Source organism: Streptomyces sp. NPDC057249, from assembly GCF_042669245.1.
Taxonomy (GTDB): domain Bacteria; phylum Actinomycetota; class Actinomycetes; order Streptomycetales; family Streptomycetaceae; genus Streptomyces.
On sequence record NZ_JBHUXS010000007.1, the window covers coordinates 86736 to 103552 of the forward strand.

Below are 16817 nucleotides of genomic sequence, written 5' to 3' on the forward strand. Positions count from 1 at the left end.
GGTGGGCCGCGACCGGTCACGGCCGGTCGCGGTGTGGTCCGGTGCCCGATCCAGGCGTTCTGGATGTGGGGTGCCGGTCCCTGAGGCCATACTTCTGGCCGGGCACCAGTCCCCCGATCGGCCGGGGGGCGGGCCGTCGTCAGTGACCGAGGGGGAGGTCGAGTGACACACCCGCCGAGTGCGCGTGAGGCACTGCAGCGCGCCCTGGGGCAGCAGCCTGCTCCGGAGGCCGTGCCCGGGCCCGCGCCCGTGCCGGTGCCCGTGCCGCAGCAGCCGAGCACCCGGGCCGCCGTCACGGAGCGGCTGCGTGCGGCCGCGACCACCGAACCGGGCCGTCTGCGCGTCATCGGGGCCGTCCTGGCGCTCCTGGTCCTGGCGTTCGGGGCGGTGACGGCGCTGCAGATCAGCGACCGGGCCGCCTCCGCCGACGACGTGGTGGAGCGCAGCCAGCCGCTCAGCGCGGACGCGGCGGGCATCTACCGCTCGCTGGCGGACGCGGACGCGGCGGCGGCGAGCGGCTTCCTGGCCGGGCCGCAGGAGCCGCGCGCGGTGCACGAGCAGTATGTGAAGGACATCGAGGAGGCGTCGCGGCTGCTGGTGAAGGCCGCGGCGAACACGGACGCGGCCACCGCGTCCGGCCGCGAGATCACCACGCTCAACGAAGGACTCCCCCGCTACACGGGCCTGATCGAGCGCGCCCGCGCCAACAACCGGCAAGGGCTCCCGCTGGGCGGCGCCTACCTGCGGTACGCGAACCAGACGATGTCCGGCGAGCTGCTGCCGGCCGCCGAGCGGCTGTACGCGGCGGAGACCGGCCGGCTCGGCGAGGACCAGGGCTCCGCGCGCGGGTGGCCGCTGCTGTCGCTCGGCGCCGGTGTCGTCGCGCTGGCCGTGCTGGCCTGGGCGCAGCGCCGTAACTACCGCAGGACGAACCGGGTGTTCAACCACGGCCTGCTGGCCGCGACGGCCGCGACGACGGTGCTGCTGCTGTGGCTCGCGGTCGGGCACACGGTGGCCAGGTCCGGCCTGGCCGAGGCCGATTCGCACGGGCAGCGGCCGATGGACGTGCTCAACCGGGCGCGCATCGACTCGCTCAAGGCGCGCGCCGACGAGAACCTGACGGTGGTCGCCCGGGGCGCGGTGCTGACCGCGGACGGCAAGAACGACAAGTACGAGACCGACTACGCGGCGGGCATGAAGGCGCTGGGCGAGGAGCTGGCCACGGCGGCGAAGCTGGCCGAGGACACCGGGGACGGCGAGGGCGGCAAGCCGGTGGCCGCCGCGGCCGGGGCGGTCGAGGAGTGGCAGGGCCGCCACCGTACGGCCCGGAAGACCGACGACGCCGGGGACTACGAGTCGGCCCTGGAACAGATCATCGGCCGGGAGAACTCCACGGGCGAGTCCTTCAAGAAGGTGGACGACGCGCTGCGCGTCGCCCTGGCGCACGAGCAGGACGACTTCACCCGGGCCGCGCGGGACGGCCGCGGCGCCCTGGGCGGCCTGCCGGCCGGTGCGGCGGTCCTCGCCGTGCTGGGCGCGGTCGCGGCGATCGTCGGGGTCAACCGCAGGCTCTCGGAGTTCCGGTGACAGGGGGAGCGATGACAGCGAAGGACCCGAGGACGGGCCGCGGACCTCTGCGCCGGCTGCGCGGCTGGGGCGGGGTGACCACGATGGCCGCCGCCTGCGCGCTGACCGCGGCGCTGACCCTGCTGCCCCTGTCCCACCCGGGCGACGACGTCTTCGGCCCCCAGGTGACGGGCCCCGGCGCGACGCACGCCCTCCAGACGAAGGCCGACGCCTGCACCGACCCGGAGGCCAGTCTGCGGCCGGGCGCGGTGGACGGGGACGCGGTCCGCAAGATCAAGGAGCGCGGCAAGCTCATCGCGGGCGTCGACCAGAACAGCTTCCAGTGGGGCTTCCGCAATCCGGCCACCGGTGACCTGGAAGGCTTCGACATCGACCTGGTCCGGGCCATCGCGAAGGACATCCTCGGCGACGGCGGCAAGGTGATCTTCCGGGCCATCCCGACCAACCAGCGCATCGCGGCGCTGGAGAACGACAAGGTCGACGTGGTCGTGCGGACGATGACGATCAACTGCGCCCGGCTGAAGCAGGTCTCGTTCTCCACGGCCTACTTCCAGGCGGGTCAGCAGGTCCTCGCCGCGAAGGAGGACCACTCGATCACCGGCTTCAACTCCACGCTGGCCGGCAAGCGCATCTGCACCGCCGAGGGCTCCACGGCGTACGAGGCGCTGGAGAAGGAGTCGTTCGGCTCGGTCTTCAAGGACGAGCACGACGGCACGCCGGCCGACGAGGACCGGCTGACCGTCCCCAACCAGCTGGACTGCCTGGTACGGCTCCAGCTGGGCGAGGTCGACGCGGTCGTCACGGACAACGCGCTGGCCGCCGGGCAGGCCGCCCAGGACCCGGCGGTCGAGCTCAAGGGCGATCCGTTCACCACCGAGTACTACGGCGTGGCCACGAAGAAGGGCGCGGACGACCTGGTGTCCCGGGTCAACAAGGTCCTGGTCGACTACCGGGCCGGCGGCGCGGACAGTCTCTGGATGAAGTCGTACCGCGCCTGGCTCCAGGAGGGCCTGCCGGGGGTCCAGGGGCCGCCGGAGCCGAAGTACCGGGACTAGCGCGTCCCCGCCCTGCGGGCGGCGGCACTGATCCCGTCGGGCCCAGGCCCGGCGGGGAGAGCGGAGAGGTGATCGATGGGCGTCGCTGGCCCCTTCCCCAGCTACGCGGCCCGGCCCCCCGGTCCGGTCATGGACCGGGACGAGGCCGACCGTGCGCTGTCCCGGCTCGGCGCGGAGCACGAGGCGATCGAGACCTCGCTCCTCGCCCTCCAGGACCACGCGGGCCGCAGGCTCCTGGAGGGCGCCGAGCTGTCCGGTGTCACCAGGGAGCGGTGGACCGTCACCGAGCGGTCGGTCACGCTGCTGTGGAGCTACTTCGACGCGTACACGGGGGTGCTGGACCGGGCCCGTGAGGTGCGGGCCCGGCGCCGCCACCCCAACCGCGAGGACCTGACGGTCCTGACCGAGCTGCTGCGCGGCCAGGGCGTCACCGTGGCACACGCCGCCGCCGGGCACGACCCGTCCGTCAGCGGCCCGGCCCGCCTCTCCGAGCGGTTCACGCTGGAGGAGCTGGTCTCCCGGATGAACGGCCTGTACGCGAGCGCCCTGGACATGGTCGTGGCCTCGGACACCGTGTGGTCGGCGATGCCCGCCCGCATAGACCTCCTCGCCGCCGAGCTGCGCCGCACGCACTCGCTGGCGCACTCGGTGGGCGTCCGCCCCGGTGAGCACCCGGCGGGCGACGAGCTGGAGGCGATCACCGCGGAGCTGGCCACGCTGCGGGCGCAGGTGATCTCGGACCCGCTGGCGTTCTGGCTGCCGGGTCCGGGCAGCGCGGCGCCCGGCGGGGGGCGTCCCGACACGACGCGCTACGACCGCGCGGCGCGGGCGCTGGAGGAGGTGCGGCGCGAGGTCGAGGCGGTGCTCGCCGTGCGGCAGGACGCCGAGCAGCGGCTGGTGCACCTGCGCGACGTGCTGTCCCGCGCCGACCGCACGCTGGCCGAGGCCCGGACGGCGCGCGGCGAGGTGCTGGCCAAGATCGCCGCGTCGGAGGTGCCCGTGGTCAACGGACCGCCGACGGCGCTCCAGGAGCGTCTGGCCGCCGCGTCGGAGTACCGCAGGCATGCCCGCTGGCACCGGCTGTCCCCGCTGCTGGAGGCGCTGGAGCGCGAGGCGGAGGAGGAGTTGCTGCGGGCCCGCGAGCAGTTGACGGCGGTGACCGCGCCGCTGGCGGTCCGGGCGGAGCTGCGCGGCCGGCTCGACGCGTACAAGGCGAAGGTGGCCCGCAACGGCCTGGCGGAGGACCCGCTCCTGGTCGAGCGGTACGACGCGGCGCGGCGGATGCTGTGGAGCGCGCCGTGCGACCTGCGGGTGGCGGCGCAGGCGGTGCAGCGCTACCAGGACGCGGCGTTGGAGCAGCTGGCCAGAGGTGACGGACCGTCGTGGCGGCGGGGCGAAGAGGGGGAACGGACATGAGTACGCAGTGCCAGCGCCCCGCGTGCGAGGGCAGTTACGAGGACATGGGCGGCGGTGAGCTGTACTGCGACACCTGCGGTCTGGCGCCGGTGGTCTCCCCGAACGGACTGGTGAGTTCGCCGCCCACCGGGGTCGCGGGCGGCGGGCGGGGCAGCCGGGGGTCCAACAGCGCTTCGGCGCGGAGCGGTTCGCAGTCCTCGTCGCGGGCGTCCTCGCGGTCCTCGTCGCGTTCCTCGACCTCGCGGCGTTCGGTGTCGGGGCGGCTCTCGCGGTCCCTGTCGCTGTCCGGCCGGACCGGCACCCACTCGGTGTCGGTGCGCTCGTCCGCCAAGTCGACCAGCGCCTCGGGCCGCAACCGGCTGGGCGCGGGCCTGGTGCAGGTGCCGGACGTGCCGCGGCCCGATCCGCGTACCGCCGTGATGGAGAACCCGGAGGTGCCCGAGCGCAAGCGGTTCTGCTCGCGCTCCGACTGCGGGGCGCCGGTGGGCCGGGCCCGGGGCGACCGGCCGGGCCGCACCGAGGGTTTCTGCACCAAGTGCGGCCACCCGTACTCCTTCGTGCCGAAGCTGGAGGCGGGCGACGTCGTCCACGGGCAGTACGAGGTCGCGGGCTGCCTGGCGCACGGCGGGCTCGGCTGGGTCTACCTCGCGGTGGACAAGGCGGTGTCGGACCGCTGGGTGGTGCTCAAGGGCCTGCTCGACACGGGTGACCAGGACGCCATGGCGGCGGCGATCTCGGAGCGGCGGTTCCTCGCGGAGATCGAGCACTCCAACATCGTCCGCATCTACAACTTCGTGGAGCACCTGGACCAGCGGACCGGTTCGCTCGACGGCTACATCGTCATGGAGTACGTCGGCGGCAAGTCGCTCAAGGAGATCGCCAACGAGCGCCGCACGCCGGCCGGGAAGCGCGATCCGCTGCCGGTCGAGCAGGCGTGCGCGTTCGGCATCGAGGCCCTGGAGGCGCTGGGCCATCTGCACAGCCGCAACCTGCTGTACTGCGACTTCAAGGTCGACAACGCCATCCAGACCGAGGACCAGCTGAAGCTGATCGACATGGGCGCGGTCCGCCGGATGGACGACGAGGAGTCGGCGATCTACGGCACCGTCGGCTACCAGGCGCCCGAGGTCGCCGAGCTGGGTCCGTCGGTCGCCTCCGACCTGTACACGGTGGCCCGCACGCTCGCCGTGCTCACCTTCGACTTCCAGGGGTACACGAACGTCTTCGTGGACTCGCTGCCGGACCCGGACAACATCGAGGTGTTCCGGAGCTACGAGTCGTTCTACCGGCTCCTGGTGCGCGCCACCGACCCCGACCCGGCCCGCCGGTTCGCCTCGGCGGCGGAGATGGCCGAGCAGCTGACGGGGGTGCTGCGCGAAGTGGTCTCGCTCCAGACGGGGCGCCCGCGCCCGGCGCTGTCCACGCTGTTCGGCGCGGAGCTGCGGGTCACCGACACGGAGCTGTTCGCGGACGGGGCGGGCGAGGTGTCGCGCCTGGGCGCACGGGCCGCCGCCGGGTCCGGGGGCCGCTCAGGCCGCCGCCGGAGCGGTGCGGGCGCCCCGGTGCCCGCCGCCGCGACCCCGCCCGGGGGCATACCGGGCGCGCTGCCCGCCGGGCCGCCCCCCGCCTCGCCCACGGGCGCCGCACCGGTGCCCTCGGCCGCGACCCACGTCCGTACGCCGGGTGGCGCGGGCACCGGCGCCGGGCCCCTGCCCCACGCGCCCACCGCGAGCGTCCCCGCTCCGCGCAGCCCGGTCCCCTCGCCCGCCGCCGCCCCGGTGCCGGCGGGCGCGGGGGTGCCCCGGCTGGCCGGGCTCGACGTGCGGGGGACCTCACTCGCGCTGCCCGTGCCCCGGGTCGACGCGAGCGACCCGAACGCGGGGTTCCTGGCCGGGGTGATGGCGTCGGCGCCCGCCGAGCTGATCGCCGCGTTGCAGGCGGTGCCGGCCGCCTCCCTGGAGACCCGGCTGCGCGAGCTGCGCGCCCACCTGGAGATGGGCGACGTCGCCGCCGCCGCGCAGACCCTGGCCGAGCTGGAGGGGCAGCACGCCGACGACTGGCGCGTCGTCTGGTACCGGGGCCTCACCTCGCTGGTGACCGGCGACCGGGAGAACGCCGCGCTGTCGTTCGACGCGGTGTACGACGCGTTCCCCGGGGAGCCCGCGCCGAAGCTGGCCCTCGGCATCTGCGCGGAGGTCCTCGGGCAGCTGGACAACGCCGCCGAGTACTACCGGCTGGTGTGGCTGACCGACCCGAGCTTCGTGAGCGCGGCCTTCGGTCTGGCCCGGGTGCAGATCGCGGCCGGCGACCGGAGCGCGGCGGTCCGGACGCTGGAGTCGGTGCCGGAGGCGTCGATCCACTACACGGCCGCCCGGATCGCCGCCGTCCGGGCCCGGCTGCGTGAACGGGCCCCGCAGGAGCCGCTGATGGCGGACCTGACGGCCGCCTCGGCCCAGGTGTCGGCGCTGTCGGGACTGGGGCTCGACGCGGTCCGGCGGGAACGGCTCGCGACCGAGGTGCTGGGTACGGCCCTGGACTGGGTACTCTCCGGTAGCCCTTCGGGCCCGCAGCCGGCCGGGACCGCCGGACCGGGGACGCTGCTCGGCAGCGAGCTGGACGAGCGCGGACTGCGGTTCGGACTGGAGCGTGCGTACCGGATGCTCGCCCGGCTCGCGGAGCCCGGGGCCGAGAGGATCGAACTGGTGGAGCGGGCCAACCGCTTCCGCCCCCGAACGTGGGTGTGAACATGTCGCAGAACCACCAGGAGACGGTCGTGCCGAGGTGCCCCGGCTGCGAGGAGCCGCTGGAGCGGGGCGACCTGTTCTGCGGCGCCTGCGGGTACGACCTGTCGGCCGTGCCCGAGCCGCCCCGCGACCGCCCTACGGTCGCCATCGCCACCCCGGGAGCGGCGGGCGCGGCGGCCACGGGCCCCGCGCCCGGGGTCCGTCCCGACGCCCCCGGCGCCTCCGGCGACTTCGAGCTGGCCGCCCCCGGCGCGGCGCCCGATCCCCGTACGGTCCCGGAGCCTCCGCCGGCCCCCGCCCCGGTCCCGGCGGCCGGCGGCCGGGTGTGTGTGGCCTGCCGGGCCGGGCGGGTCGACGGCGACGGCTACTGCGAGAACTGCGGCCACGCGCAGCCGCGCGAGCGCGACCACATGGAGCAGGAGCTCGGTTCGGTCGCCGCGGTGAGCGACCGGGGGCTGCGCCACCACCGCAACGAGGACTCGTTCGCGGTGTCCACGACGGCCCTGCCGGACGGCTCGGCGGCCGTCGTGGCGATCGTCTGCGACGGGGTGTCGTCGGCGAGCCGGCCCGACGAGGCGTCGGCGGCGGCGGCAAGCGCGGCCAACGAGTGCCTGCTGGAGTCTCTGCCGCGCGGCACGCATCCGCAGCAGGCGATGCACGAGGCGATCGTGGCGGCCTCGGAGTCGGTCAACCGGCTGGCCCGGGAGCCCGGTGGCCCGGAGCGCGACCCGCACCGCCATCAGAACGCCCCGGCCTGCACCCTGGTCGGCGCGGTCATGGCGAGCGGCCTGCTCGTCGTCGGCTGGGTCGGCGACAGCCGCGTGTACTGGGTGCCCGAGGACCGCTCCACCGCGCCCGCCCGGCTCACCGAGGACGACTCGTGGGCCGCGCAGATGGTGGCCACGGGCCTGATGAACGAGGCGGAGGCGTACGCGGACGAGCGGGCCCACGCCATCACCGGCTGGCTGGGCGCCGACGCGTACGAACTGGAGCCCCACACCGCCTCGTTCAAGCCGGACCGGCCGGGCATCGTGGTGGTCTGCACGGACGGCCTGTGGAACTACGCGGAGTCCGCCGCCGAGATGGCCGCCGCGGTGCCCGCGGACGCGTACGCCCGCCCGCTGCACGGTGCCCAGGTCTTGGTCGGCCACGCCCTGGACGGCGGCGGCCACGACAACGTGACGGTGGCCCTGCTCCCGTTCGCCGTGTCACCGCAAGGGGGTGCCTGACCATGCCCGTGACGCCGCGGGGATTCGTCAGGCACCCCCTGGGGGCAGGCTCCGCCTGATGCCCGGGCGGTTTTCCGCCCTCCTACGCCTTTGTCCGTACCTCTGGCTTCATCCGAGACGTGGAGCCTCAAGGAGCCGATCAGATGGCCAACTTCTCCAAGTCGAACGTGCCGCAGTTCTCCGTCGAGGTGTACCAGAACGAGTTCCTGCCCGAGGGCGGCCGCGAGGTCAACGGCATCATCACGGTCACCTCGACCGGGGGCGGCACCACCGGGGGCGTACCGCTGCCGGGGCGGACCGCCGGGGCCGCGGTGGTGATCATGGTGGACTGCTCGGGTTCGATGGACTACCCGCCGACCAAGATGCGCAACGCCCGCGACGCGACGGCGGCGGCCGTGGACACCCTGCGCGACGGCACCTCGTTCGCCGTGGTTGCCGGGACGCACGTGGCCAAGGAGGTCTACCCGGGCAACGGCCGGCTGGCGGTCGCCGACGCGCGGACCCGGGCCGAGGCCAAGGAGGCGCTGCGCCGGCTGAGCGCGGGCGGCGGTACGGCGATCGGGACCTGGCTGCGGCTGGCGGACCGGCTGCTCGGCGCGGCCGACGTGGACATCCGGCACGGCATCCTGCTCACCGACGGGCGCAACGAGCACGAGTCGCCCGAGGACCTGCGCGCGGCGCTCGACGCCTGCGCGGGCCGGTTCACCTGTGACGCCCGCGGGGTCGGCACCGACTGGGAGGTGAAAGAAGTCACAGCCATCTCCTCCGCCCTCCTCGGCACCGCCGACATCGTCGCCGACCCGGCCGGGCTCGCGGCGGACTTCACGCGGATGATGGAGAACGCCATGGGCAAGGAGGTCGCGGACGTGGCGCTGCGGCTGTGGACCCCGGTCGGCGTGGAGATCCGGTTCGTGAAGCAGGTGGCGCCGACGGTCGCCGACCTGACCGGCCGCCGCACCCAGGCGGGCCCCCGCGCCGGGGACTACCCCACCGGTTCCTGGGGCGACGAGTCCCGCGACTACCACGTCTGCGTCCGGGTGCCGGAGGCCGGCATCGGGCAGGAGATGCTCGCCGCCCGGGTCTCGCTGATCCTTCCGGACCCGTCGGGCGGGGCGCCGCAGACCCTCTCGCAGGGGCTGGTGCGGGCGGTGTGGACGGACGACATGGTGGCGTCGACCTCGATCAATCCGCAGGTCGCGCACTACACGGGACAGGCCGAACTGGCACAAGTCATCCAGCAGGGGCTGGATGCCCGCAAGTCGGGAGACTTCGACGGCGCGACGGCCAAACTCGGCCGGGCGGTGCAGCTGGCGTCGGCGTCCGGGAACGAGGACACTGCGAAACTGCTTTCGAAGGTGGTAGACGTCGTCGACGCGGCGACGGGTACTGTGCGACTGAAGGCGAAGGTCGCGGAAGCGGACGAGATGACTCTCGAAACGCGCTCCACGAAGACGGTTCGCGTCAAGAAATAACCACATATCCGCAACGATCAGCCGCCCGCCGGTTCAGGTCCGCCGGGCGGCGGAGCACGCCACATGACGGCCTGCGGGCCGGAGAAGGAGAGGGGGAAGCGCCGACATGCCGACCTGCCCGAACGGACACCAGTCGGGTTCCGAGGACTGGTGCGAGGTCTGCGGCCACCGCATGACCGGGGCGGGCGCGCCTGCGGGTGCGGTCCCCCCGCCGCCTCCCCCGCCGCCCGCACACGGTTACGGCTACCCCCGGCCGCACGACCCGGACGCGACCGCCCAGGCCGAGCTGTGCCCGCAGTGCCGCACGCCGCGTGAGGCGATGGCGCCGTACTGCGAGGAGTGCCGCTGGAACTTCCTCACGAACACGGCGACCTCGTACACCCCGCTGGCGCCCCGGCACAACCTGCCGGGCGACCCCGGCCCCGCCGGCAGCCGGCCGCCGGGCTTCCCGGCGCAGCAGCAGCCGGGCCCGCCGCAGTCGCGCGACCCCTTCGACTACCAGGGCTCCCGCCCCTCGCAGGTGAACCGGTCCGCCGAGCCCCTGTCCACGGGCCCGGGCCAGTCCGGCCACCCGGGCGGCCCGGGACAGCCGCCGTTCGGGCAGGGCCCGCAGGGCGGCCCGCCGCCGTTCGGCCAGGGCGGCCCCGGACCCCAGGGACCCGGCCCCCAAGGCCCCGGCCCTCAGGGCCCCGGACCCGGTCCGCAGGGCCGGCAGGGCCCCCCGCCTCCGTACCAGCAGGGGCCGCAGGGCGGTCCGCAGGGCTCGCCGCCGCCGTTCCAGCAGCAGGGCGCGCCGCCCGCCTTCCAGCAGCAGACGGCGCCCCCGCCGGCCCCGCCGCACACGGACGGCGAGGACTGGCTGCTGTCCCCGCCCTCGCGGCCCGCGCCCCCGCAGGGCCCGGGTCCGCAGCCGCCGTTCCCGGGCCAGCAGGGACCCGGCCCGCAGGGACCCGGCCCGCAGCACGGCGGCCCCGGACAGCACGGTCCCGGACCCCAGGGCCCCGGCCCCGGTCCGCAGGGTCCCGGTCCGCACGGTGACCACGGTCAGCAGCACGGCCCCGGGCCCGGCCGGCCCCCGCTGTCCAACAACTGGACCGCGTTCATCGCGCCCGACCGTGAGTACTTCCTGGCGATGATGCAGCGCAGCGGCCCCGAGGCGACCGGGCTGAACCTGCCCGCGTACTCCCCGGAGCAGCAGCTCGCGCTCACCGGCGGGCAGATCACGATCGGCCGTCGCCGGCACAGCACGGGCGAGTCCCCGGACATCGACCTGTCGGTGCCGCCGGAGGACCCGGGCGTCTCCCACCAGCACGCCGTGCTGGTGCAGCAGCCGGACGGCAGCTGGGCCGTGGTCGACCAGAACTCCACCAACGGCACGACGGTCAACGGCGCCGAGGAGCCGATCCAGCCCTACGTCCCCGTCCCGCTCCAGGACGGCGACCGGGTGCACGTCGGCGCCTGGACGACGATCACGGTCCGCCGGGACTGAGACACCGCGCACACGGAAGAGCGGCCGGTGAGGGCCCACCCCCTTCACCGGCCGCTCTTCCGTGCGGTAGTTCGCACCACGAATGTCCGGCCCGGACGGGCCCGTCCCGCCTCCGCCTGCCATATTCTGGACCCATGCGAAAGGCCGAGGACGGGCAGATGGGGACCGCCACCGCATTGGTGCGCTCCGCATTCCTGGTGAACGCCGTGTACGCCGAATCCGGCCGGGAGCACGGAATCACCGCCCAGCAGGGCCAGTTGCTCTGCGTGCTGATGCTGAAGCCGTACGGCATGCGCGAGCTGGGCACCGTACTGGGGCTGGCGAAGTCCAGCCTCACCGGCCTCGTCGACCGGAGCGTGCAGCGCGGTCTGGTGCGCCGGGAGTCCGATCCGGAGGACGGGCGCGCGGTGCGGGTCGCGCTGACCGAGGCCGGGAGCCGGCTCGCCGAGGTGTTCTACGCGGAGACCTGCCGGCGGGTCGAGGCCCTGGCGGAAGGGCTCGACGAGGCCGACCGCGAGCTGCTGACCGCGCTGCTGGGCCGCCTCGTCCTGGAGAACAAGGTGCCCATGGTCTTCCGCGAGTCCTACGAGGACGCCCCGGCGGCCACCTCCGGCTGCTGAGGCCCGCGCCCGGGGTCTCAGCGCGTGACGCCGAAGAGCTCCGCGAAGCGCCCGGTGAACAGGTCCTTGCCCTTGTACGCGCTGACCTCCTCCGCGGACAGCAGCACGGGCCCGTCCGGCGTGGGCACCTGGCCCACCCCGCCGCCGGGTCCGAGCGGCAGCAGCGCGGAGGGCACCGGTGACGGCCGGTAGACGGCCTCCGGAACCTCTCCCCGCACCTGCGCCAGGATGTTGGCGGCCACCACCTCGGCGTGCTGCATGGCGTACCCGGCCATCTTGGCCTCGGCCAGGTCGGTGAGGTCGCCGAGGGCGTAGACGCGGTCGTGGCCCACGACGTTGAGCCGCTCGTCCACCGGTACCCGGCCCTGCGCGTCGCGGACGGCGACCCGGCCGTCGGCGAGGTAGTCGCCGTTGGAGCGCACGCCGTAGCAGCGGAACCAGATGTCCGCCGCGATGCTCTCGCCGCCGCCGGTGGTCACGGTGAACGGTTCGAGCCGCCCCGGGGCGGCCGGCGGCTCGCCGGTGAGCCCGGTGGAGAGCCGCAGTTCGACGCCGAGCGCGTCCAGCTGGCGCAGCAGCTCCGCGCGGACCTCGGGCAGGAAGCCCGGCAGCAGCTCGCCGGCCGGGTCGGTGACGATCACGTGCTTCTCCGGCCAGACCGCCTTGATCTCGCCGGACAGTTCGAGGCCGACCGGCCCGGCGCCGGCGATCAGCACCCGCTTCGCGCCCTCCAGCTCCCGGTGCGCCTCCCTTATCCGGGCCAGCGCGTCGCCGGCCAGGTCGGTGTCGGTCTTGGCCGGGAAGGGGTAGTCGGACCCGGAGGCGAGCACCAGGTAATCGGCGGCGACGCGCTCGCCGCCCGCCAGGGTGACCCCGCCCGGGTCCACCGCGACGGCCCGCTCACGGCGGACGGTGCCGTGCTTCAGCAGCGTGTCGTACGGGAAGAAGATGTTCTCCGCCCACTCGGGCCGCACCAGCGCCCGCAGGGAGCCCGCCGCGTGGACGAACGCGTCCTTCGGGTCGACGAGCACCACGTCGGTTTCCTCGTCGAGCGCCTTGGCGACGGCCGAGCCGCCGTATCCCCCGCCGATGACCACGACACTGCGCTTGCCTGTTCCGTTTGTCATGCCGACTCCAGCCGTGAATGGTCCACCCCTGTTGATGGACCGCTTGATGGACCGCGTTTTGTTCGCTACACGAACCATAGTAGTTCGCATCACGAACTTCCACACGGAAAGGCGGGCTGCCGGAGAAAAACACCCGGGGCCCGGCCCGGCGCCCGGCGCGTCTGCGACCATGGACGGGTGACTGAGATTCCGCGCGACACGGTGCAGGAGCTGACCTTCTACGAGCAGGTCGGCGGCGAGGAGACCTTCAGGCGCCTGGTCCACCGCTTCTACCAGGGCGTCGCCGAGGACCCGCTGCTGCGGCCGATGTACCCGGAGGAGGACCTCGGGCCGGCCGAGGAGCGGTTCGCGCTGTTCCTCATGCAGTACTGGGGCGGACCGCGCACCTACAGCGACCGGCGCGGGCACCCCCGGCTGCGGATGCGGCACGCGCCCTTCCGGGTGGACCGCGCCGCGCACGACGCCTGGCTGAGCCATATGCGCGTCGCGCTGGACGAGTTGGGCCTCGCCCCCGAGCACGAGCGGCAGCTGTGGGACTACCTCACCTACGCCGCCGCCTCGATGGTGAACACCGACGGCTGACCGCCGGTCACGGATCGCCTACATCCGTGCGGAATCCGGTACTCCACGGCCGGATACCGGTCACGAATGCATCAAGTTGTACCCGTAAGCGGTTTCCACGGACACAGCCGTCTGAAAGCATCCGGAGCGACGCCAGGGGCGGGCGTGCGGCGAGTGGTGACGAGGGGGCCAGGTGACGGGGTTCGTCTTTCTGCGGGTGCGGGCGCACCGGCTCCTCCTCGCGGCGGCCGTGCTGGCCGTGCTCCTGACCACCTCGGTCCTGGCCGCGCTCACCGCGTTCTCCGGTTCCGTCGGCGACGCCGCGCTGCGCCACACGCTCACCCACCGCTCCGCCGTCCCCGCCTCGCTGGTGGTCTCCGCGCAGCTGGAACCGGACGAACGGCAGCCGGCCGACGCGGCGGCGCGCGAGGCCGCCCGGGACACCTTCGACGGCCTGCCGGTGACCGTACGGAAGCTGGAGGCGTCCGGTCCGTACGCGCTGCCGCGCAGCCTCCAGGACCCGGCCGGCCGGCGCGGTGACCCCGACCTCACGCACTTCGCCTCGCTGGACCGCAGCCGCGTCCGCCTCACCGCCGGCCGCATGCCCGCCGCCGGGGCGGGGAAGAGCGGCGCCCCCGTCGAGGTGGCCCTGCCCGCGTCCGCCGCCGAGGCGCTGTCGCTGAAGCCCGGCGCCCGGCTGAAGCTCACCGACCGGCTGGGCGGCAAGCCGGTGGACGTCGTGATCACCGGGCTCTACAAGGCCGCCGACCAGGCCGACCCGTACTGGCAGCTGGACGAGCTCGGCGGACGCGGTGTCCGCAAGGTGGTCTTCACCACGTACGGTCCCCTGCTCACCGACCCCGCCGTCCTCGGCTCGGGCCGGACGACCGCGGGCGAGGTGTCCTGGCTGGCGTCCGCCGACTTCCGCTCGGTCACCACGGACCGGATGACGGCGCTGCACGACGCGGCGACCACCGGCCCGAAGAAACTGCTGGCCGGACCCGAGTTCAAGGACGGCGGCACCGCGCGGACCTCGCTGCCCACCGTCCTCGAACAGGTCGACCGCGCCCTGCTGGTCTCCCGCTCGACGCTGACGATCGTGGCCGTGCAGCTGGTCCTGCTCGCCGGATACGCCCTGCTCCTGGTGGCCCGGCTGCTCAGCAGCGAGCGCGCGGGCGAGACCGAACTGCTGCGGGCACGCGGCGGTTCGCGGGCCCGGATCACCTGGCTCGCGTCCGTCGAGGCGCTGCTCCTCGCGCTGCCCGCGGCCGTCGTCGCACCCCTGCTCTCCGGCCCGCTGACCCGGCTCCTGGCGGACCGCAGCGAACTCTCCCGGATCGGGCTCCGCCTCGACACCGGCGTCACCGCACAGGTCTGGCTGGTCGCCGCCGTCACCGCGCTGGCCTGCGCGCTCGCCGTGGTGGCGCCCGCCCTGGCCGCCGGCGGCGGGGGCCGGCGCACCACGCGTTCCGCCGCGCTGCCCGGCCCGGTGCGGGCCGGCGCCGACCTCGCGCTGCTGCTCGTCGCGGCGGTGGCGTACTGGCAGCTGGACCGGCAGACGAGGGGCTCGGGGAGCGGGGCGCTCAGCGGGGACCGCTCGGGCGGACTCGGGATCGACCCGCTGCTGGTGGCCGCGCCCGCGCTGGGCCTGCTCGCCGGCACCGTCCTGACGCTGCGCCTGCTGCCGCCCGCCGCCCGGCTCGCGGAGCGGCGCGCCGCCGGCGGGCGGGGACTGGCGACCGCGCTGGCGGGCTGGCAGTTCAGCCGCCGGCCGCTGCGGGGCGCCGGGCCCGTGCTGCTGCTGGTCCTCTCCGTGGCGATGGGCATGCTGGCGATCGGGCAGAGCGCGTCGTGGAACCGCTCGCAGAGCGACCAGGCCGACTTCCGGTCCGGTGCCTCGGTGCGCATGACCGCCGGCATCGACGCGGACCCGGCGAAGGCGCCCGCGTACGGACAGCTGCCGGGCGTACGCGCGGCGGCGCCCGCCTTCCGTACGACGGTGGGCCTCTCCGGCGAGCGCACCGCGGAGATCCTGGCCCTGGACACCGCGCACGCCGACGAGCGGATGCTGATGCGCGACGACCTCGGGAACGGGCCGGTGGCGGGGCTCTTCGACACGCTGACCCCGCCGAAGGCCGCCCGCGTCGGTCTGCCCCTGCCGGAGCACAGCACCCGTCTCCTCTTCGACGTACGGATATCCGCCGACGACGCACCCCGGAAGGTCTCGCCGTCCGGCATGAACCTCCGGGTCTCCGTCCTCCTGGAGGACCGCTACGGCCTGCCCTACCAGGTCGTCGCCGGGTCCGTCCCGGTCGACGGGAAGGCGCATCCGGTCTCCGTCGACGTGTCGGCCGCCGGCGGGTTCGCCCTGACCGGGATCGAGCTGAACGGCAAGGAGCCCGTGGACCGCGCGGAGTCGCACCGGCTGGCCGTGAGCGCGCTGCGGACCACCGCGGCCGACGGCACCGAGCGACCCGTCCGGGTGCCCGAAGGTCTCCGCTGGCAGGGCGAGCGGACCGAGGACTCCCTCCTCGACGAGCCGAAGCCGGGCGTGCCGCTCACCCCGGCCGCGTCGGCCGCCACCCCCCTCTCCGTCGGCTACTCCACCGGATCGGTCACCGCCGAGGACGCGGCGTACGCGGTCCCCTCGGTCGGTGTGCGGCTCACCGCGGCCCGCCCCGAGGCACCGGCCCTGAACGCCGTCGCCACGGACGCGTACCTCAAGGCGACGGGGGCCGGACCCGGCCAGAAGATCGACGTGACCCTGGCCGGCGAGACGGTCCGGGTGAAGATCACCCGGACCGTGCACCGGCTGCCCACCACCGGACCCGGCTCGGGCTCCTCCACCGCGTCGGCCGAGTCCCAGCGGGCCAGGGACGGCGGGGCGCTCCTGCTGGACCTGCGCGCCCTCGGTGAGGTCTTCGCCACCCGCCCGACCGCCCGGCTGACCGCCACGGAGTGGTGGCTGAGCACCGAACCGGGCCGGTCGGCGGAGGTGGCCGCGGCGCTGCGCGCGCAGCCGGACACCGACCCCGTCCAGGTCCAGGTGCGCGACGAGATCGCCGACGAGCTGGTCACCGATCCGCTGGGGGCGGGCCCGCAGTCCGCGCTGCTCGCCGTCGCGGTGATCGCCGCCGCGCTGGCCGCGGTCGGCTTCGCGGTGACCGCCGTCGGCTCGCAGCGGGAACGTTCCGCCGAATTCGCCGTGCTGCGGGCGCTGGGCACCCCGCGCCGGCAGCTGGCCCGGATGACCGCCGCCGAACAGGGCGTCCTCATCGCCATCGCGCTGCTGGTCGGGGCCCTGCTCGGGGCCCTGCTGACCCGGGCGGTCGTGCCGTTGATCGTGCTGACCGGGCAGGCGGCCCAGCCGGTGCCGCCGGTCCTGGTGCGACTGCCGCCCGGACAGGTCGCCGCGCTGCTGGCCGGAGTCGCCGCGCTGCCCCTGCTCATCACCGCCGTGCTGGCCCTGCGCCGCGCCGACCCCGCGACCTCGCTGCGCACCCAGGGGGACAACTGA

General features: G+C 74.8%; 11 protein-coding genes. 10 read left to right on the forward strand and 1 reads right to left on the reverse strand.

Features of this window, described 5'->3' with window-relative positions; translation table 11 throughout:
* Positions 1–261 precede the first annotated feature (261 nt).
* The 8 genes from ACFUJY_RS14995 to ACFUJY_RS15030 all read left to right on the forward strand — a co-directional run bounded on the left by ACFUJY_RS14995 (position 262) and on the right by ACFUJY_RS15030 (position 11612).
* Complete coding sequence (locus ACFUJY_RS14995; RefSeq protein WP_383299391.1) at positions 262–1587, forward strand: hypothetical protein; 1326 nt, start codon at positions 262–264, stop codon at positions 1585–1587.
* A gap of 11 nt (positions 1588–1598) precedes the next feature.
* Entirely contained in the window at positions 1599–2642 is a 1044-nt protein-coding gene (locus ACFUJY_RS15000) for a glutamate ABC transporter substrate-binding protein (protein WP_383298757.1), read from the forward strand.
* 75 nt (positions 2643–2717) lie between these two features.
* Positions 2718–4058, forward strand: a complete 1341-nt coding sequence (locus ACFUJY_RS15005; RefSeq protein ID WP_383298758.1) for a hypothetical protein — start codon at positions 2718–2720, stop codon at positions 4056–4058.
* Entirely contained in the window at positions 4055–6802 is a 2748-nt protein-coding gene (locus ACFUJY_RS15010) for a tetratricopeptide repeat protein (protein ID WP_383298760.1), read from the forward strand. The genes ACFUJY_RS15005 and ACFUJY_RS15010 overlap by 4 nt, the downstream gene beginning before the upstream one ends.
* Before the next feature lie 2 nt (positions 6803–6804).
* A complete protein-coding gene (locus tag ACFUJY_RS15015; RefSeq protein ID WP_383298762.1) occupies positions 6805–8031 on the forward strand; it encodes a protein phosphatase 2C domain-containing protein in 1227 nt (408 codons plus the stop codon).
* Between the two features lie 143 nt (positions 8032–8174).
* The gene (locus ACFUJY_RS15020) at positions 8175–9503 is read left to right on the forward strand and encodes a VWA domain-containing protein (RefSeq protein WP_383298763.1); all 1329 of its coding nucleotides are present in this window, start codon (positions 8175–8177) and stop codon (positions 9501–9503) included.
* 106 nt (positions 9504–9609) lie between these two features.
* Positions 9610–10992 carry an FHA domain-containing protein gene (locus ACFUJY_RS15025; RefSeq protein ID WP_383298764.1) on the forward strand — a complete coding sequence of 461 codons (1383 nt, stop codon included), beginning with the start codon at positions 9610–9612 and terminating at the stop codon, positions 10990–10992.
* A gap of 158 nt (positions 10993–11150) precedes the next feature.
* Positions 11151–11612 carry a MarR family winged helix-turn-helix transcriptional regulator gene (locus ACFUJY_RS15030; protein WP_383299394.1) on the forward strand — a complete coding sequence of 154 codons (462 nt, stop codon included), beginning with the start codon at positions 11151–11153 and terminating at the stop codon, positions 11610–11612.
* Positions 11613–11629: 17 nt separating this feature from the next.
* Here ACFUJY_RS15030 and ACFUJY_RS15035 read toward each other — a convergent pair whose 3' ends face one another.
* Positions 11630–12739 carry an NAD(P)/FAD-dependent oxidoreductase gene (locus tag ACFUJY_RS15035; protein ID WP_383298765.1) on the reverse strand — a complete coding sequence of 370 codons (1110 nt, stop codon included), beginning with the start codon at positions 12737–12739 and terminating at the stop codon, positions 11630–11632.
* 177 nt (positions 12740–12916) lie between these two features.
* Between ACFUJY_RS15035 and ACFUJY_RS15040 the strand changes: the two genes are divergently transcribed.
* Together ACFUJY_RS15040 and ACFUJY_RS15045 are read left to right on the forward strand one after the other, a co-directional pair.
* Positions 12917–13321, forward strand: a complete 405-nt coding sequence (locus ACFUJY_RS15040; RefSeq protein WP_164404058.1) for a globin — start codon at positions 12917–12919, stop codon at positions 13319–13321.
* 172 nt (positions 13322–13493) lie between these two features.
* Positions 13494–16817 (forward strand): FtsX-like permease family protein, encoded by a 3324-nt coding sequence (locus tag ACFUJY_RS15045; protein WP_383298767.1) that lies wholly within the window; start codon positions 13494–13496, stop codon positions 16815–16817.